This is a genomic window from Pantoea sp. YR525 (assembly GCF_900116775.1).
GTDB lineage: Bacteria > Pseudomonadota > Gammaproteobacteria > Enterobacterales > Enterobacteriaceae > Pantoea > Pantoea symbiotica.
Genome location: NZ_FPBU01000001.1, coordinates 446,972 through 465,467 on the forward strand (window position 1 = coordinate 446,972; position 18,496 = coordinate 465,467).

Below are 18,496 nucleotides of genomic sequence, written 5' to 3' on the forward strand. Positions count from 1 at the left end.
GGGATTATTCACGTTCGGCATCGCGCCACAACTTTTCCACCAGACGCTGCGCCGCCAGCGCCTGTTCGCCACTGGTTTCAGGCATCGTCTGATTTTCAACACACTGAATGAAATGGTGCGCTGCGCCGCTAAAACCGCGCTGGGTAAGATGGCTTTGCCACGCGGGCGGCACATCACGCACGATGCCGCTGCGGTTTTCCTGCTGCCAGTCGCGCATCTCGTTAATTTCGATGTAATCACCATCGCAGATGGCGCTGACCACTTCGCGTTGCGTGCCGGCGCGGCGATGCATGCTGGTGGTGATTTGCAGCGAACCGGCGGTGAAATGGTGTTCGGCGTACAACATCGCGCCATCTTCATTGGTTTCGATATGTCCCAGCTCGCGCGTCAGGCTGCCGCCCGCCAGCCACAGCGCGGTATCAACCACGTGCAGATAATCATCCAGCAGGGTAAAACGCAGATCGTGCGGGCCAACGCTATCCGCGCGATGCTTCTCAATGCGCAGCGAGGCCGCACGTGGCATGTCATTTTTTAGCTGCTGGTAACGCGGCGCAAAACGGCGGTTAAATGCCACCATCAGCTTGCGCTTATGCTTGTCCGCCAGCGCCACCAGCGCTTCAGCCTGTTGCAGCGTTTCGGCTAGCGGTTTATCGACGCACACATCTTTGCCCGCCAGCAACAGCGCTTTGACCACTTCGTAATGACTGGCGGTGCTGCTATGAACAAATACCGCATCGCTGGCGGCGGCCAGCGCATCCAGTTGACCAAAATAGGGTATGCGATAGCTATCGCAGATCGGTTGCGCTTTTGCCTGATTGGGCGAAAAAGCGCCAGCCAATTGCCAGCCGCTGGCCTGCGATAACACCGGCAGCCACGCTTTCTGCGCGATACCGCCTAAACCTACAATGCCAATGCGCAGCGTCATGTCAAAGCTCCTTTTGCAGCAGCTGTTGCAGTTGCGACTGCAACTGAGCAACCGTTTCTTCAAGTTGCGCGACACGCGCGGTTAAATCGTCATTGTCGCTTGCGGTTTCTGCGCTGGCCGCGTCTTCCACCACTTCGCCGCCAAACAGATGCATATAGCGGCTTTCACGTTTGCCCGGTTCGCGCGCCAGGCGCACCACCATTGGACCATCATCGCGCGTGGTCAAACCGTTAAGCGTCTGCTCGACTTCATTCATATCACTGAATTCGTGCAGACGACCGCTGCGGGTACGCAGCTCGCCCGGCGTCTGAGCGCCGCGCAGGAACAGCAGCGTCAGCACCGCGACTTCAGCGCTGCTCAGTTGCAAGTTACCGAACGCGGAGTTGCAGAAACGCTGTTCATACTTGCTGACGCGCTGGCCGAAGCCATTATTGGAGGTCACCAGATGCTTTTTCACCAGCTCATCGAGCTGCGTTTGCACCTCCATCTCGCTGAGATTCAGCACCGGTTCGCGGTTGGATTTCTGATTACAGGCGGTGACAACGCCATTAAGGGAGAGCGGATATTGATCCGGCGTGGTGACCTGCTTCTCCAGCAGGCATCCAATTACGCGCAGCGCCTGCGCGGATAAGGCCATTTTCATTGGGGTAATCCTTTTTTATTGTCCACGGCGATCCGGGGTCCACTCCCGGTAGGTCAGCGCAGTCAGGACATGATCCTGCCAGCGCCCATCAATCAATAAGTAATCTTTGGCGTAGCCCTCTTTTTCAAATCCGAGGCGCGCCAGTAGATCGCCACTGCGCTGATTGTGCGGCATGTAGTTTGCCATGATGCGGTGAATGCGCTGCTGGCGTTGCATATAGCGAAGGGTGGTCGTGAGCGCTTCAAACATCAATCCCTGACCTTGCCACTTCTCGCCCAGCGAATAGCCGAGATAGCAGGCGTGAAACGATCCGCGCAGCACGTTGCTGTAGTTGGCCACACCACGCACTTCGGTCTCTTCCGGGTCCATCAGCACAAAATAGTAGGCTGAGCCCTGTTTATGCATGTCAGCGATCAGTCCGAGGCGTGCTTGCCAACCGGAAGGATAACAGTGGCTCTCGTCGCGCACCGGTTCCCACGGCTTGAGAAACGCACGATTTTCAGCGTAATAATCCGCTAATCGCCAGGCATCGCGTTCGTGTACTAAACGCACCACTAAGCGATCGGTAGTGAGGCGCACGCGTGGGCCAGCAGAACGATAGCCAAACATCATGACTCCTGAAATCCATAACTTAAGAAAGATGTACGCCAGCGGCGATACTTCTCACTATAACCGTCACCCCGCTTGCGGTAAAACCCTTGAACGCGTTCCTCAGAATTCATCCTGATTGAGGATTAATATTTCTGCGGATTCGATGAAAAAATATCATCCTGTTAAAGCTGTTTTTCGCCCCTGAGCAGGCGGAAAATAGACCAATTGGTCTCTTATCTCCTCTCACTTGCTCAGGAATTAGCATGTCTCGGGTTGCGCGGGCACGACGCCTCGGTAAAACATTTCTTTTAGTGGATAACATGTTGGTTGTGATGGGATTTTTCGTGGTATTTCCTCTCATCTCCATCCATTTTGTCGAACAGCTGGGCTGGGCCGCGTTGATGGTCGGCATTGCGCTTGGCTTGCGCCAATTCGTCCAACAGGGATTTGGCATCTTCGGCGGTGCGATTGCCGACCGTTTTGGTGCGCGTCCGCTTATCGTCACCGGCATGCTAATGCGTGCGGCGGGTTTTGCCTGCATGGCGCTGGCGCATGAACCCTGGCTGTTATGGTTTGCCTGCTTGCTTTCCGGTCTTGGCGGCACGCTGTTTGATCCGCCACGTAGCGCACTGGTGATGAAACTGGTGCGCGCACGCGATCGCGGCCGCTTCTTCTCTCTACTGATGATGCAGGACAGTGCCGGTGCGGTGCTGGGCGCACTGATTGGTAGCTGGCTGCTGGCGTGGGATTTCCGCCTGGTATGTTGGGTTGGCGCGGCGGTGTTTGTCGCTGCTGCGCTGTTCAACGCCATTTGGTTACCGGCGTGGCGTATCTCAACAGAACGTATTGCGATGCGTGAAGGGATGCAACGCGTCTGGCAGGACAAGCGTTTTCGCCTGTATGTACTGACATTGACCGGCTACTACATTCTCGCCGTGCAAGTGATGTTGATGCTGCCGGTGATGGTGAATCAGGTGGCCGGTGCGCCTGCTGCGGTGAAGTGGATGTACGCCATTGAAGCGCTGCTGTCATTAAGCCTGCTTTATCCACTGGCACGCTGGAGTGAAAAACGCTTCCGCCTGGAAACGCGTCTGATGGCCGGTTTGTTCCTGATGACGTTCAGTCTGCTGCCGGTTGGCATGACCGACTCGCTGCCGTCGCTGTTTATGCTGATCGCCATCTTTTATCTCGGCTCCATCATTGCTGAACCGGCGCGTGAGACACTCAGCGCTTCGCTCGCCAGCTCCCGCGCACGCGGTAGCTACATGGGCTTCAGCCGTCTCGGCCTCGCCATTGGCGGCTTGATCGGCTACTCCGGTGGCGGCTGGATGTTCGATATGGGCCAGCAATGGGCGCTGCCGGAACTGCCGTGGATGCTGCTGAGCAGCGTCGGCATGATCACCCTTTTGGCGCTGTGGTGGCAGTTCCAGCCGCGTTCGGTGGCGCCAGCGATTTTCAGCAGCTAGTTTGCCCCTGCCACAGATCTCTTCCATACTTCCCGCACGTCCGAAAAAAGGGTGACCTCCGTCACCCTTAGAACCACAGGAGAAACGGGATGAAACTCTACATCTACGATCACTGCCCTTTCTGCGTCAAAGCACGCATGATTTTCGGCTTAAAAAATCTGCCGTTAGAACTCATCGTTATGCTGAATGACGACGAGCAAACACCGAAAAAACTGATCGGCCAGAAAATGGCGCCGATTCTACAAAAGGCCGATGGCAGCGCGGTACCGGAAAGTATGGATATTGTGCGGCTGGTGGATAAATACGATCACGAGCCGCTGCTCAATGGCAAAAGCAATCCGGCGATTAGCGACTGGCTGCGCCATGTGAATGGCTACGTGAATAAGCTGCTGCTACCGCGCATTGCCGATGCCTCCTTTGCCGAATTCGCTACGCCGGAAGCGCGCAGCTACTTTAGCGAGAAGAAGCAGGCCAGCGTCGGCGATTTCAGCGAGTTGCGGAAACACGCGCCGGGCTTAATCAAAAACATCAGCGATGATTTGCGCCAGCTCGATAAGCTGATCGTCAAACCCAATGCGGTCAATGGTGAACTCTCGGAAGATGACATTCATCTGTTCCCGCTGCTGCGCTCCTTAACGCTGGTCAACGGCATTGAATGGCCAAGCCGCGTTGCCGATTATCGCGATAATATGGCGAAACAAACTCAGGTCAATCTGCTCTCCTCCATCGCCGCATAATCCTCATCCACGAGAGGCGCTCCGGCGCTTCTCATCTCTCTCCTGGTGACAGGTGCCGCTGATTCAGGCAGGCTATCGCTGTTTTGCCGTTTCGATCAGGATGAGGACTATATGAAAAAGGCGTTTACCGGGCTTGTCGCCCTGCTTTTTGCCGTGCTACTCAGCGGCTGTAACCAATTGACGCAATACACCATCAGCGAACAGGAAGTGAATCAGGCGCTGCAAAAGCGCAATAACTTCGAAAAAGACATCGGTGTTTCCGGGCTGGTGAATGCGCACATTGTGCTGAGCGATCTCAACAGCCAGATTGGCCGTGAAGAACCCGGCAAAATCACGCTATCGGGTAAAGCTAATATTAATGTCAGCTCACTGTTTGGCCCGCAGCAGGCCGAAATGCTGCTGAAGATGAAGGCGCAGCCGGTTTACAACGCACAGGAAGGCGCGATTTATCTGCATGATATGGAGATTGTCGATGCGCAGGTGCAGCCAGAAAAAATGGCGTCGATCATGAAAACCCTTACGCCTTATCTCAATGAGTCGCTGAAGCGCTACTTCAATGAGAAACCCGCCTACGTGCTGAGCGCAGACCGCAGCAAAGGCGAAGCGCTGGCGAAGAAACTCGCTAAAGGGATTGAAGTGAAACCGGGACAATTGGTGATTCCGTTTACTGATTAATCCGCGCAGCCGCACCTTCGGGTGCGGTTTTTGTTTGTCACAATAAAATCCCGTGCAAACGGTTGCCCACATCCTTATGATTACTCCCCGGCCTAAACGTGCCTCTCGTTTTCTTCTCAGCCGGAGTCTTTTTGAATGACAGCCCAACCTCAGCAAATCACCATCCGCCGCCCTGACGACTGGCATATCCATCTGCGCGATGGCGCGATGCTCAACGCCGTACTGCCTTATACCAGCGCAGTAAATGGTCGTGCGATTGTCATGCCAAACCTGGTTCCACCGGTTATTAGCGTGGCCGCTGCCGTGGCTTACCGCGAGCGCATTATGGCCGCGTTACCTGCTGAGCATGCTTTTACTCCGCTGATGACCTGCTATCTCACCGACTCACTCGATCCTGATGAGATCGAGCGCGGCTTCCGTGACGGTACTTTTACCGCTGCCAAGCTCTACCCTGCGCACGCCACCACCAACTCCAGCCACGGTGTCACCAATATCGCCGCGATTGCGAAGGTGCTGGATCGCATGCAGCAGATTGGCATGCCGATGCTGGTGCATGGTGAAGTGACCGATTCTCATATCGATATTTTTGATCGCGAAGCGCGCTTTATTGAAACCGTGCTGGAACCGCTGCGCAAACAGTTCCCGGCGCTGAAAGTGGTGATGGAACACATCACCACCAAAGAAGCAGCAGAATATCTGGCTGCCGGAAACGATCTACTGGGCGCCACCATTACGCCACAACACCTGATGTTCAACCGTAACCACATGCTGGTCGGCGGCGTGCGCCCGCATCTCTACTGCCTGCCGATTCTGAAGCGCAATATCCATCAGGAAGCACTGCGTAAACTGGTTGCCAGCGGTAATCGTCGCGTATTCCTCGGGACCGATACCGCGCCACATCTGCGTCACCTGAAAGAAGCCAGCTGCGGCTGCGCCGGTGTGTTCAATGCCCCGACCTCATTGCCTGCTTACGCCACGGTGTTTGAGGAGCTGAATGCGCTGGAGCATTTCGAAGCCTTCTGCTCGGAAAATGGCGCGAACTTCTATGGTTTGCCGCTGAATGAAGGCACTTTGACGTTGGTGCGTGAATCCTGGCAGGTTGAAGAGAGCATTGCCCTGGCGGATGACACGCTGGTGCCTTTCCTTGCCGGTGAAACGCTGAACTGGCGCATCAAAGAATAATTTTCTGCTGCTTGCCTTCGGGATAACTATACTGTACAAATAAACAGTATATTATTCCGGAGGCTTCTATGCGTGTTGAAATTACCGTAGCAAAAACTTCGCCCCTTCCTGCAGGTGCACTTGATGCACTCAGCATCGAACTGGTTCGTCGCATTACGCAGGATTTCCCTGACGACGATCATCACGTCAAAGTGCGTTATGCCGGCGGCAACCAACTTAGCGTGTTTGGTGGCTGCAAAGAGTCACGTGAACGCATCAGCGAACTGTTACAAGAAACCTGGGAAAGCGCTGACGACTGGTTTAATAACGATTAACAGCCACTGTGCCGTTTTTGCCGGGTTTCGCCACCCGGCTTTTTTGTTTTTATTTCCCTCTCGCCAGAAAAACTTCCTGCATCTAGACTCATGTTAAACGATCCCCTATTCTTGCCTCGTCATGCTTACAGGAGGTGTTTTACATGACTACTGAAAAACCAGAAGAGGCGATGACCTTCGGAGAGTTGCTGGCATTTATTGCTGAGCAACAGCGCCGCTTAACCGTATTAGAAAATGCGTTTGCCACCTTGACCTTCTGTCTCGACGATCGCGCCAATCAGTTGCTGGTCCACAACCTGACGCTGGAAGCGCAAAACCAGAACCATGACGAGCAGTTACAGCAGCATTTTACCCGGCTGGCGGAAGAGATTCAGAAGCGTCACGGCCTGCTGCCGAGCGAGCCACACGCCTAAAAGATTATCTTTTTTCGACCTAAAGTTTTCTCTTATAAAAGCCGATAATTTCGTAACTACCGCCAGTAATATTTCCAATAAAATGCCTGACGTTTCGGGCATTTTATTATTCGCCATAACGTCAATGTGAAGCGCATTTATTTTCACTCAGATTAGGTTCGTCATACCTTTTAACTATTGTACCCGCTATTTCATGTTATAATTGTTTCGCTAGTGCACGATACAGCCGCATTGAACCTCAAGAAGCACTTCGTTTAACGAGTAATACGGAGGTTATAATGGACAGAAATAAAGACGTCATCCAGACTCATCCGTTGGTAGGATGGGACATCAGCACCGTAGACAGTTATGACGCCATGATGATTCGCCTGCACTCGCTCTCCTCGCAGGGGCAGAAAGAAGAAGAAGCTGACGTGGGCCCGACCTACTGGCTGACTACCGATGTAGCCAGACAGTTCATCTCTCTACTCGAAGCTGGCATTGCAAAAATAGAGTCTACCGAGCAGTACCTACGCGACAATCAAAAGCATTAATTTCTACTATCGCGTGAAAGGGCACCCAACAGGGTGCCTTTTTCATGGGCGCTCTCTTTTGATATGCTATTGAAAAATTTCGCCGTTTTGCTGGAGTGATGTCGTTATGGTTTATGATCTGATTGTGGTGGGAAGCGGTTCGGTAGGCGCAGCAGCCGGGTTTTACGCCACGCAGGCTGGCTTATCGGTACTGATGATTGATAGCGCCCATCCTCCGCACAGCCAGGGCACGCATCATGGCGAAACCCGCCTGATTCGGCATGCTTATGGCGAAGGTGAACGCTACGTGCCGCTGGTGCTGCGCGCGCAGACGCTGTGGGATGAGCTGGAACGTCAGAGCGGCGAGCGCATCATGCATCGTAGCGGCATCCTCAACTTAGCGCCTATTACCTCCTCCTTTATTCAAAATGTCATCGATAGCGCGAAAGCATGGCAGCTGGATGTGAAAATCCTGCAAGCCGATGAAGTGCGCGCGCGCTGGCCGCAGTTCACGGTGCCAGATGGCTATATTGGCGTGTTCGAACCTAACTCCGGTTTCCTCAAATGCGAGCAGGCGGTGCGCAGCTGGGTGCAGCTGGCGGAACAAGCCGGCTGCGCGCAGCTGTTTAACTGCCCGGTGACAGAAATTGGTCGCGATGGCGATCTGCAGCAGGTCACCACCAGCGATGGCATTTTCCGCGCGCGTAAATTGCTGGTCAGCGCCGGAACATGGGTTAGCCAGTTGGTCGCTGATCTGCCGGTTGCGCCGGTGCGTAAAGTTTTTGCCTGGTATCAGGCAGATGGTCGCTACAGCGAGAACAACAAATTCCCCGGCTTTACCGTAGAGATGAGCGATGGCAGCCACTTCTATGGCTTCCCAGCGGATAACAATGCGCTGAAAGTGGGACGTCACGATGGCGGCCAGTTGATGCAAACGCCAGCAGACCGCAAACCTTTTGGCAGCATCGCGGTGGATGGTAACGAGTCCTTTAACTTCCTGCGTCAATTTCTGCCGGGCGTGGGCGTCTGTTTGCATGGCGAAGCCTGCAGCTACGACAATACGCCGGATGAAGATTTCATCATCGATACGCTGCCCGGTGAGCCAAATCGCCTGATCATCACCGGTTTAAGCGGGCACGGTTTCAAATTCGCCAGCGTGTTGGGTGAACTTGCCAGTGAATTTGCCCAGAACAAACCATTCTCTTTCGATATTAAGCCCTTCTCACTCGCGCGATTTAACTGATGCGCAGATGCCGGCGCTCATTCCGGGCCGGCAAGATTGACGCAAGTTGACATTTAATTACCTAAATAAACATTCAATGCAGCGAAATGCCGCATTTGGTGTAGTCAATATGCAATACCCCGCAATAGCCTTCGTCTTTTAAGTCATCCCTTCAATTATCCTGACTGAGATTTAATTAAATCCTCATTTATTCCGAAGATGATTTTCGACTTTATAGAAAAGTAAGGTTAATTGATCTTTCATTGCAAAATGTAGATGCTCATTGCCACTTATTTCATTCCTGGAACTTCATATGTGGCGTAATTCCACACAGCATTTCGGCGCTGTCTCCATTTTATTGCATTGGCTTATGGCGCTGGCTATTTACGGCATGTTTGCGCTGGGTTTGTGGATGGTCGGATTGGGTTATTACGACGGCTGGTATCACGACGCGCCCGAAATTCATAAAGGCATCGGCATCCTGCTGTTCGCTGCGCTGCTGCTGCGCCTCGGCTGGCGAATTATTTCACCGCCACCCAAACCGTTGTCGAGCTATTCCCCCGCCGTTCGGCGCGGTGCCACTGCCGCGCACTGGATGTTATACGGCTTGCTAATTGTGCTGCTGTTCACCGGTTATCTCATCTCCACCGCCGATGGCAAACCGATCTCCGTATTTGGCTGGTTTGAGGTTCCCGCTCTGTTCAGCGGTGCCGCGCAGCAAGCAGATCTGGCAGGCGACATTCATCTTTGGCTGGCGTGGGGTTTGGTGCTGTTCTCTGCACTGCACGCGCTGGCAGCCCTGAAACACCATTTTATCGACCGTGATGTGACACTGAAAAGGATGTTGGGTTACCGCATCCCGTTAACCTCTGAAAAGGAAAAGTAACATGCTAAAGAAAACATTATTGGCAGTAGCAGCGGCCGGCTTATTGAGCGCCAGCCTGACGGCCAGCGCAGCTGACTATAAATTTGATAAGGAAGGCCAGCACGCGTTTGTTCAGTTCCGCATTCAGCATCTGGGCTACAGCTGGTTGTACGGTACCTTTAAAGATTTTGACGGCAGCTTCACGTTTGATGAAGCCAATCCTGCAGCAGATAAAGTCAACGTGACCATCAACACTAACAGCCTCGATACCAACCATGCTGAACGTGATAAACACCTGCGCAGCGCGGATTTCCTCAACACCGGTAAGTTCCCGCAGGCGACCTTTGCTTCTACCGCTGTGAAGAAAGACGGCAAGGATTACAAAATCACTGGCGATCTGACGCTGAATGGCGTGACCAAGCCCGTGACGCTGGATGCAAAATTGATGGGAGAAGGCAAAGATCCGTGGGGCGGCTATCGTGCAGGATTTGAAGCCAGCGGTGAAATCGTGTTGAAAGAGTTCAACATCAGCAAAGATCTTGGCCCGGCATCGCAGAAAGCTGAACTGATTATTTCGGTGGAAGGCGTGCGTAAGTAAACCAAATGCAGCCTGAAGTCCGCTGACTTCAGGCTGTTTTGCGCTTATTTTTTATCTGGCGCGGGAATCGCCATCGTCATGTTCAGCAAACCGCGTGATTTGTTAAACACCTTGTTGCCATTTTCACGACCCGCACGGCGTGCGCGCTGCTCTTCTGGCGACAACGTTGACTCTTCCATGCAGATTGGGCTGCAGCAGTTGTTGTATTTTTCAGCACAGCTTGGGCACTGAATAAACAACAAGTGACAGCCATCATTGATGCAGTTGGTGTGGCTATCGCAAGGCGTGCCGCACTGATGACAGCTGGAAAGGATATCGTCGGAAATGCGTTCGCCCATGCGTTCATCAAAGACAAAGTTTTTGCCCTTGAAACGCACCGGTAAGCCCTGCTCGCGCGCGCGACGGGTGTATTCAATAATCCCACCTTCAATGTGATAAACATCATTGAAGCCGTTGTGCTTCATCCAGGCGCTGGCTTTTTCACAACGAATGCCGCCGGTGCAGTACATGACAATCTTTTTGTCTTTCTGATTCTGCAGCATATCAACGGCCATCGGCAGCTGATCGCGGAAGGTATCGGCCGGCACTTCCATGGCATTATCGAAACGCCCCACTTCATATTCGTAGTGGTTACGCATATCCACGAACAGCGCATCCGGATCGTCGAGCATCGCGTTAACGTCAGCGGCTTTCAGGTAAGCACCCACATCGCTGGCATCGAAGCTATTGTCTTCAATCCCATCCGCCACAATGCGCTCACGCACTTTCAGGCGCAGCACCCAAAAAGATTTACCGTCATCATCCAGCGCAATGTTCATGCGCAGGTTGTTCAGTGCCGCATCAAAGGCATACAAAGCGGCCTTCATCTTTTCATAGCGGCTAGCGGGCACGCTGATTTGCGCGTTGATACCTTCATGCGCGACATAGACGCGACCAAACACCTTGAGTTTGGTTAACTCAACGTAAAGGGCATCACGGAAGGCTTTAGGATCGGCAATCTGGAAGTATTTATAAAAAGAGACTGTGGTACGTGGTTCGGTTTCCGCCAACATACGTTCCTTCAGCTCTTTATTGGAAACAAGGTTATGTAACACTGGCATGGTGTTCGTCCTGTTAGCAATCAGAGAAATTTAGCGCGCGTATGATACCCGAATTCTGCCAGATACAAAAACTTTGGTGTGATAAGCCTGACGAGTGCAATTACAGGCGCATTTCTGCGACACAATTGCGTTTTCGTGCGCATACCTGCTGCCAGATAGCCGTCCACGGTCTATGCTTGATTTCAGCCAGAATGAAAAAATGGCATAATGACAAAAAATTACAGAAACCGGACTCTCTGGCATAAGACGCAGGATACTGACATTTCCATGACTCAACTTCCCAAACTCACCCGTGAACTCCTCTATCCACGCTATTGGCTGACCTGGCTCGGCATTGGTTTTCTCTACCTGTTAGTGCTGTTGCCCTATCCGGTGTTGCATGCCATTGGCTGTGGACTGGGTCGCATTGCCATGCGTTTCATGAAACGTCGCGTTGAAGTGGCGCAGCGCAATCTGGAAGTCTGTTTTCCCACCATGCCGACTAATGAACGCGACGCGATGGTGAAGCACAACTTTGAATCGGTGGGCATGGGACTGATTGAAACCGGCATGGCGTGGTTCTGGCCAGACTGGCGCATCCGTAAATGGGTCACCACCAGCGGCCTGGAACATGTTGCTAACGCGCTGGCAGAGAAGCGGGGCATATTATTAATTGGTATGCACTTTCTGACTCTGGAATTGGGCGCGCGGGTATTTGGTATGCATAACCCAGGCATTGGCGTGTATCGTCCGAACGACAATAAGCTCATCGACTGGCTGCAAACCTGGGGCCGCATGCGTTCCAATAAAAGCATGCTGGACCGCAAAGATCTGAAAGGCATGATTCGCGCCATGAAGAACAACGACATTATCTGGTATGCACCGGATCATGATTATGGCCCGCGCAGCAGCGTGTTTGCGCCTTTCTTTGCGGTTCAGGACGCGGCGACAACAACCGGTACGCATATGTTGATTCGTCTGGCAAATCCCAGCGTGGTGCCATTCCTGGCGCGACGTCTGCCAAACGCACGCGGCTATGAGCTGAAAATGATGCCTGATATCCGTGATAAATTTACTCTGGAATCTGAACTTGAGACCGCTGTAGTGATGAATAAAGTGGTGGAAGAGACGGTGTTACTGGCTCCAGAACAATATATGTGGCTGCATCGTCGGTTTAAAACCCGTCCACAAGGTGAGCCTTCGGTTTATTAATGTGATGTGGGGCATGATTACGCGCCCCACGCCCTTCAGCAGAAATTTACCTTATTACGTGATTTTATCCGGTTATTAACCAGCTAATCGGTCCAGCCTGAGCTTGGGCTAATTGTTCAGTTAGCACCACTCTTAACCCATCAAATCCTTCTTTCTTAGCTATATCTTTGCAAGAAATTAATCTTTCAAGGCAATGCGCCGGCAAAAAACTGCGCTAGTATTTGATTCTGCCGCAGGTTAATCGGAAATATTTACTAATCAAAATATGCCGTTTCGGACCTGTTTTTCCCAACATCCAGGGCTATTCCTATTTAATTTTGCTGAACCCTTCGGCCTCGCTTATCAATGCAGTAAAATTAACTTAGTAAACAAGGTATTGTCTTAATAAAAATCCCTATATTCCTTTTTGATGAAAAATACACACCTTTTATATCCTTATGGAATTTGTCGACAAAATCGAATCCAGTTAATTTCGTGATGTCAGTTAGAACATTAAGTTCACTTTTAAAAAATATAAAAAGATTTCACACAGCAAATATATCTCAGGACAATCATAAAATGAATAAAGGCATCTACTACTACGTGACGATCAGTACCGATCAGGAAGGTTATCATCTTCTACATCGAAAAGAGTGTAAACGGCTACCAGTAAAGGAGGATATGGTTTTTATCGGCACTCTGTATAATTTAAATCAGGCATTATCAACCGCGCGTATTAATTTCAAAAAGGTTAAGCCCTGTATTAAATGTTGTATTCGTTACTCTGCTCCAATTATTCATGAATCTGTACGTCCGGTATTACACTTTCCTCAGAAAATAGCCTGACCGGTTGGGCGGTTGAATTTCATGCAACCGCCCAACCGATATTTCCTCTGCGCCCCGCACTTCACGATTTTTCGTCTATCCTTCTGTGAAATCCCTTTTTTACAGACATGGAGTTGATGATGAGCCTGTTTAGCACCCTTGAAGAAGCCATTGAAGCCGCTCGCGAAGAGTTCCTTGCCAGCCAACCTGAGATCGCCGAAGAAGATGCCAGCGTCAGCCAGTTTGCCCTGCAGAAGTATGTGATGCAGGATGGCGACATTATGTGGCAGGCCGAGTTTTTCGCTGAAGAGGATGGCCAGGGTGAATGCCTGCCGATCTCCAGCGGAGAAGCCGCACAGGCCATTTTTGACGGTGATTTTGATGAAGTCGAACTGCGTCAGGAGTGGCAGGCGGAAAATACGCTGCACGAATGGGATGAAGGCGAATTCCAGCTGGAACCTCCGCGTGACCTTGAAGAGGGCGAAGCGGCGGCGCAAGAGTGGGAAGACGACAACAGCCCTTCTGACAATCTGTAATAACGCTTATTCGTACGGGCCGTGACTGGCATCCACTGGCAGTAACAGCGTGTCCATCACCAGCGATAGCGGCAAATCGAGAATGGTCAGCACACGCCACGGTCCGTCACGAACGTCCCACTGCACGCCGGGATAGTATTGATTGCCGTGACCTTGGCCAGGAAAGGTGCGGCTGATGATACTGCCACAACCAGTGAGCAGAAGAATGGCGGCGCTAAGCGCGGTTATTTTCAGGAAATAATTCACAACATTTACTCACAATGAACTGGCGTTAGTTTAACTGCCTGTGAGGTGAAATACCTACTCCTGACTCGTAAAGATTGCGTCATATTCCGGGCGAAAAAAAAGCGGCATCTCTGCCGCTTTTCACTTTCTCATCTTCAGCGCTGTGGCAGCGCTTCAGGATTGAGCTTCAGCTTCTGATAGCTTTCCACCCACTGATGATATTTGTCCGCGCTTTCCCACAGGCGTGAGTGCACACGCGCCAGCACCACTGGATCGCTGATCAGCTGCAAACGCTGCTCGCGGTTCAGTTTCTCTGGCGCATCACTCAGCGCCTGATCGACACGACGGTCACGCGCATGGTCCAGCAAATCGCTCTGCTTATGACGCGATGTTGCCATCGCCGTCGCCAGCGCGTTAAACGCCGGGTTAAACAGCGCATGCATAAAGCCATTTTTCAGCGCGCGTTGACGGTTGATCTGCAGGTAGTGATCGGTATCGACCAGCTCTTTTGGTGGCTCATACTCTTCCGGGATCAGGAACAGCTTAGCGTTCTTACTCTTCTGCCCTACCGTTGCACGGCTCGACATCACCGACACAAACGGCGACAGGATCAGCGAGAAGACGATCGGCGACAGCCACCACAGGAAGTTCAGGTCGAGGAAGCCCATTCCGCCCGCCCACACGATACCTAACAGCATCTGTGAACCATGACGACGGAAAGCTTCGCTCCACGGCGTCGCATCATCATCACGCTGCGGCGAGTTCCACACCACTTCCCAGCCGAGGAACGCACTGACCACGAACACGGTGTGGAACAGCATGCGTACCGGCGCCAGCAGCACCGAGAACAGCATTTCCAGAATCAGCGAGAAGAACAAGCGGATGGCGCCACCGTAAGGTTTCGCTCCCTTGAACCAAATCAGCACCACGCTCAACAGCTTCGGCAGGAACAGCAGCACCAAAGTGGTTGAGAACAAGGCAATCGCCAGATCCGGACGCCACTGCGGCCACACCGGGAACAGCTGGCGTGGTTGCAGGAAGTAGGTCGGTTCCATCAGCGTGTGCACCACCTGCAAGGCAGTAGACAACGCAAGGAACATGAACCACAACGGCGCAGAGAGATAAGACATTACACCCGTCAGGAACACTGCACGGTGAACCGGGTGCATCCCTTTTACCAGGAACAGACGGAAGTTCATCAGGTTACCGTGACACCAACGGCGGTCACGCTTCAGCTCATCCAGCAGGTTCGGCGGCAGTTCTTCATAGGAGCCCGGCAGATCGTAGGCGATCCACACGCCCCAACCGGCACGACGCATCAGCGCGGCTTCAACGAAGTCATGCGACAGGATCGAACCGGCGAAGGAACCTTCACCCGGCAACGGCGCAAGCGCACAGTGCTCGATAAACGGCTGCACACGAATGATGGCGTTATGGCCCCAATAGTGTGATTCACCCAACTGCCAGAAGTGCAGACCAGCGGTGAACAGCGGACCGTACACGCGCGTGGCGAACTGCTGGCAACGGGCATACAGCGTATCCATGCCTGACGCTTTTGGCGACGACTGGATAATACCGGCGTTCGGGTTAGCATCCATCATGCGCACCAGACCGGTAAGACACTCACCGCTCATCACGCTGTCGGCGTCCAACACCACCATGTAACTGTAGTTGCTGCCCCAGCGACGGCAGAAGTCATCGATGTTGCCGCTTTTACGCTTCACACGACGACGACGACGACGATAGAAAATCTTACCCGCGCCACCAACATCACGCACCAGTTCCATCCAGGCTTTCTGCTCGGCGATGGCGATATCCGCATCGTAGCTGTCGCTGAGAATGTAGACGTCGAAGTGTTCTGCATTGCCCGTACGTTTGACCGATTCCCAGGTCGCACGCAGGCCGGCAAACACACGTTCTACGTCTTCATTACAGATCGGCATGATCAGCGCGGTACGATGTTCCGGATTCAGTGGTTCATCGCCTGTGGTCGAATACGAAATGCTGTACTTATCGCGACCAATCAGCAACTGCAGGAAGCCCATCAGCGCGGTCCAGAAACCAGCTGAAACCCAGCAGAAAAGAATGGCGAACAGGAACAGAATCCCGGTCTGCAGGATGTACGGCAGAATCAGCTCAACCGACTGCAGCCAGTTCTGGTTGAACATCTCGATCGGATCGATCAGCGTCCAGCCCTGATACGGCAGAATGGTTTTCATGTACCAGGTTGCCACCACGGTCTGCAGAATCGTCAGAATCAGCAGCACATAACGACGCATGGAGCCAACGTGGCGCCACTTGTCCTCAGTTTTCTGCTCTTCAACGGTGGCATAACGTGGATTGGATTTCTGGCCACGCAGGGAATCCCATGCGCGCGCAATCGGATTGGTGCGCCAGATCTCCGGGAACATCAGCGAACGCTTCACTTTCGGCATCGCCTTGAGTGTGGTGCGGTCGAGATAATCCTTGCTGAGCTGCTGACCATCCGCCAGTGAGTCCGGCCAGGCCATTTGCACACGGGATGACACCGATTTCAGCGGCGCATCATCCGGGCGCTCGCTGGCGGCGTTATCCTGCCCCAGCGACGTATGAATAGCGTGGAACGCCTGCGCATTCTGTAGCGAATCGCTCAGACGGGCGCGCCCTGCCGCATCAAGCGGCAGAGCCTCCACGTAAGATTGAGGTAGAAATATCGATTTATTCATTGGCAGGTAGCTGATAGCTCCAGGTTTCCGTCAATGTCTTGTCGCCGCTCACCAGCGCCGCACGCATCTCAGTCGGCTGCTTGTTATCTTTCACACGCAGACGCAACACCAGACGCCAGCCTTTGGTCACCGGGTTGTAGCGCACACTCTGCTCAACCACGTCAGCGTTATTACCCACGCTCACCTGCGGTGCCACTTGCGTATCTTCCGGCAGCTTGCTCATCGCTTTGCCAACGAAATCCACGGTGAAGGCGATAGAACCATCAGGTTGACGTACCAGATTCGACTGCTTCACATCACCGGCAGAGCGCAGCGTGTCTTTCACCCAAGCGATATCGTCGGAGTGCAGCTGATTCTCGTCACGGGTGAAGTGCAGACGATACTGGAAGTTCATCTCTTTGCCTGGCTCAGGCAGTTTTTCCGGCGTCCAGAACGCAACGATGTTGTCGTTGGTTTCATCCGCGGTTGGAATCTCGACCAGCTCAACGCGACCTTTGCCCCAATCACCCTGCGGCTCAACCCAGCCACTTGGACGCAGATCGTAGCGATCGTCGAGATCCTGGAAGCGGCTGAAATCGCGCGTGCGCTGCAGCAGGCCAAAGCCTTTCGGGTTTTCAACGGTAAAGGTGCTGACCGCCAGATGTTTCGGGTTATTCAGCGGACGCCAAATCCACTCACCGTTACCGGCATGAATCGAAAGACCATTCGAATCGTGCAGCTCTGAACGGAAGTTGGTCACCGGCGAAGGCTGGTTAGCACCAAACAGGAACATACTGGTCAACGGCGCAACGCCCAGTTTGCCGACGTTATCACGCAGGTAAACTTTGGATTGGACATCAACCGTCGATTCTTTGCCCGGTTTAATGATGAAGCGATAGGCACCGGACGCACGTGGCGAATCCAGCAGCGCATAAATTACCAGCTGCTTGTCCTGCGGTTTTGGACGTTCAATCCAGAACTCTTTAAAGCGCGGGAACTCTTCGCCGGACGGCAAGGCGGTATCAATCGCCAGACCGCGCGCCGAAAGACCGTACACCTGGCCTTCGCCAATCACACGGAAATAGCTGGCACCGAGGAAGCTGGTGATCTCGTCGTCTTTGCCCTTTTTATTTAAAGGATACAACACCTTAAACCCAGCAAAGCCGAGGTTTTTGACTGAATCAGCATCGTGTTTTACGTTGCCGAAATTGAAGTAGTCAGGGTTATATTTAATTTCACGTACTGAAGACGCCGTCACTTCGTTAATTTTCACCGGCGTATCGAAATACATGCCCTGATGATAGAACTCAAGCTTAAACGGCGTGCGCAGTTTGCCCCAATAAGCTTTGTCGTGGTTAAACTGGATCTGCTGATAGTCAGCAAACTTCATTTCACGAAACTGAGAGGGTAAATTGCTTTTTGGCGCTTCGAAACTTTTCCCTGCCAACGCCTTGGCTTGTTTTGCAACATCATCAATGTTAAACGCCCAACTATTGTTGGCATACATAGCCAGCAGAACTGCCGCGCCTACCCAGCGCATCTTTACCAGTCCCACTTTATTATTCACATTATTCAGCACATCCCCCCCTTTCGTGTGCTTAGATCAAACCCGATTATCTTAAAGGATTATTCGGTTTTCCGACAGCGTATGTAATAGATTGTTCCGCTGATTTGTAAGCTGAAAGTGTGCTTTTAGGATAATTAAACCCCGCAAAATCACATACAGATTCACCTGATAGTATACCCTGTTTACAGCCGGTAGAATTTTCCTTCGGCATAATCCGGTTTCAGGGTGAAACCGGCAAGTAAACTG

General features: G+C 52.6%; 20 protein-coding genes. 13 read left to right on the top strand and 7 right to left on the bottom strand.

Annotation, left to right across the window (positions count from 1 at the left end):
* Positions 1–4 precede the first annotated feature (4 nt).
* Genes BM323_RS02050 through rimJ form a run of 3 tightly spaced genes read right to left on the bottom strand, consistent with a single transcriptional unit; the run spans position 5 to position 2,177 of the window.
* Complete coding sequence (locus BM323_RS02050; RefSeq protein WP_008103102.1) at positions 5–925, bottom strand: Gfo/Idh/MocA family protein; 921 nt, start codon at positions 923–925, stop codon at positions 5–7.
* Between the two features lies 1 nt (position 926).
* Positions 927–1,568 carry a DUF480 domain-containing protein gene (locus BM323_RS02055; protein ID WP_008103104.1) on the bottom strand — a complete coding sequence of 214 codons (642 nt, stop codon included), beginning with the start codon at positions 1,566–1,568 and terminating at the stop codon, positions 927–929.
* A gap of 15 nt (positions 1,569–1,583) precedes the next feature.
* Positions 1,584–2,177: a ribosomal protein S5-alanine N-acetyltransferase gene (gene rimJ / locus BM323_RS02060; protein ID WP_008103106.1), complete on the bottom strand. Its 594-nt coding sequence runs from the start codon at positions 2,175–2,177 to the stop codon at positions 1,584–1,586.
* 245 nt (positions 2,178–2,422) lie between these two features.
* Here rimJ and mdtH point away from each other — a divergent pair, with 245 nt between their 5' ends.
* From mdtH to BM323_RS02110, 10 genes are all read left to right on the top strand, one after another.
* Positions 2,423–3,625, top strand: coding sequence for a multidrug efflux MFS transporter MdtH (mdtH, locus tag BM323_RS02065; protein WP_008103107.1), 1,203 nt, complete (start codon positions 2,423–2,425; stop codon positions 3,623–3,625).
* Between the two features lie 89 nt (positions 3,626–3,714).
* On the top strand, positions 3,715–4,362 hold the full coding sequence (gene grxB / locus BM323_RS02070) for a glutaredoxin 2 (RefSeq protein WP_008103110.1): 648 nt from the start codon (positions 3,715–3,717) through the stop codon (positions 4,360–4,362).
* A gap of 111 nt (positions 4,363–4,473) precedes the next feature.
* The gene (locus BM323_RS02075) at positions 4,474–5,037 is read left to right on the top strand and encodes a lipoprotein (RefSeq protein ID WP_008103112.1); all 564 of its coding nucleotides are present in this window, start codon (positions 4,474–4,476) and stop codon (positions 5,035–5,037) included.
* 135 nt (positions 5,038–5,172) lie between these two features.
* On the top strand, positions 5,173–6,219 hold the full coding sequence (pyrC, locus tag BM323_RS02080) for a dihydroorotase (RefSeq protein ID WP_008103114.1): 1,047 nt from the start codon (positions 5,173–5,175) through the stop codon (positions 6,217–6,219).
* A 68-nt stretch (positions 6,220–6,287) separates the two neighbouring features.
* Positions 6,288–6,533, top strand: a complete 246-nt coding sequence (gene dinI, locus BM323_RS02085) for a DNA damage-inducible protein I (protein WP_007893661.1) — start codon at positions 6,288–6,290, stop codon at positions 6,531–6,533.
* 143 nt (positions 6,534–6,676) lie between these two features.
* Complete coding sequence (locus tag BM323_RS02090) at positions 6,677–6,946, top strand: hypothetical protein (protein WP_008103116.1); 270 nt, start codon at positions 6,677–6,679, stop codon at positions 6,944–6,946.
* Positions 6,947–7,224: 278 nt separating this feature from the next.
* Positions 7,225–7,479: a biofilm formation regulator BssS gene (bssS, locus tag BM323_RS02095; RefSeq protein ID WP_008103119.1), complete on the top strand. Its 255-nt coding sequence runs from the start codon at positions 7,225–7,227 to the stop codon at positions 7,477–7,479.
* A 106-nt stretch (positions 7,480–7,585) separates the two neighbouring features.
* Positions 7,586–8,701 carry an N-methyl-L-tryptophan oxidase gene (gene solA, locus BM323_RS02100; protein ID WP_008103121.1) on the top strand — a complete coding sequence of 372 codons (1,116 nt, stop codon included), beginning with the start codon at positions 7,586–7,588 and terminating at the stop codon, positions 8,699–8,701.
* A gap of 292 nt (positions 8,702–8,993) precedes the next feature.
* Positions 8,994–9,566 carry a cytochrome b gene (locus tag BM323_RS02105; protein WP_008103124.1) on the top strand — a complete coding sequence of 191 codons (573 nt, stop codon included), beginning with the start codon at positions 8,994–8,996 and terminating at the stop codon, positions 9,564–9,566.
* 1 nt (position 9,567) lies between these two features.
* Entirely contained in the window at positions 9,568–10,143 is a 576-nt protein-coding gene (locus BM323_RS02110; RefSeq protein ID WP_008103126.1) for a YceI family protein, read from the top strand.
* Positions 10,144–10,187: 44 nt separating this feature from the next.
* Here BM323_RS02110 and BM323_RS02115 read toward each other — a convergent pair whose 3' ends face one another.
* On the bottom strand, positions 10,188–11,243 hold the full coding sequence (locus tag BM323_RS02115) for an oxygen-dependent tRNA uridine(34) hydroxylase TrhO (RefSeq protein WP_008103128.1): 1,056 nt from the start codon (positions 11,241–11,243) through the stop codon (positions 10,188–10,190).
* Positions 11,244–11,510: 267 nt separating this feature from the next.
* Here BM323_RS02115 and BM323_RS02120 point away from each other — a divergent pair, with 267 nt between their 5' ends.
* The 3 genes from BM323_RS02120 to BM323_RS02130 all read left to right on the top strand — a co-directional run bounded on the left by BM323_RS02120 (position 11,511) and on the right by BM323_RS02130 (position 13,774).
* On the top strand, positions 11,511–12,434 hold the full coding sequence (locus tag BM323_RS02120) for a Kdo(2)-lipid IV(A) acyltransferase (RefSeq protein WP_008103130.1): 924 nt from the start codon (positions 11,511–11,513) through the stop codon (positions 12,432–12,434).
* A 558-nt stretch (positions 12,435–12,992) separates the two neighbouring features.
* On the top strand, positions 12,993–13,259 hold the full coding sequence (locus BM323_RS24705) for a hypothetical protein (RefSeq protein WP_008103132.1): 267 nt from the start codon (positions 12,993–12,995) through the stop codon (positions 13,257–13,259).
* A gap of 119 nt (positions 13,260–13,378) precedes the next feature.
* A complete protein-coding gene (locus tag BM323_RS02130; RefSeq protein WP_008103134.1) occupies positions 13,379–13,774 on the top strand; it encodes a MysB family protein in 396 nt (131 codons plus the stop codon).
* Positions 13,775–13,780: 6 nt separating this feature from the next.
* Here BM323_RS02130 and BM323_RS02135 read toward each other — a convergent pair whose 3' ends face one another.
* The 3 genes from BM323_RS02135 to BM323_RS02145 all read right to left on the bottom strand — a co-directional run bounded on the left by BM323_RS02135 (position 13,781) and on the right by BM323_RS02145 (position 18,232).
* On the bottom strand, positions 13,781–14,020 hold the full coding sequence (locus tag BM323_RS02135; RefSeq protein WP_008103136.1) for a YceK/YidQ family lipoprotein: 240 nt from the start codon (positions 14,018–14,020) through the stop codon (positions 13,781–13,783).
* A 134-nt stretch (positions 14,021–14,154) separates the two neighbouring features.
* Entirely contained in the window at positions 14,155–16,704 is a 2,550-nt protein-coding gene (mdoH, locus tag BM323_RS02140; RefSeq protein ID WP_008103139.1) for a glucans biosynthesis glucosyltransferase MdoH, read from the bottom strand.
* Positions 16,697–18,232, bottom strand: coding sequence for a glucan biosynthesis protein G (locus tag BM323_RS02145; RefSeq protein WP_175501680.1), 1,536 nt, complete (start codon positions 18,230–18,232; stop codon positions 16,697–16,699). The genes mdoH and BM323_RS02145 overlap by 8 nt, the downstream gene beginning before the upstream one ends.
* Positions 18,233–18,496 lie beyond the last annotated feature (264 nt).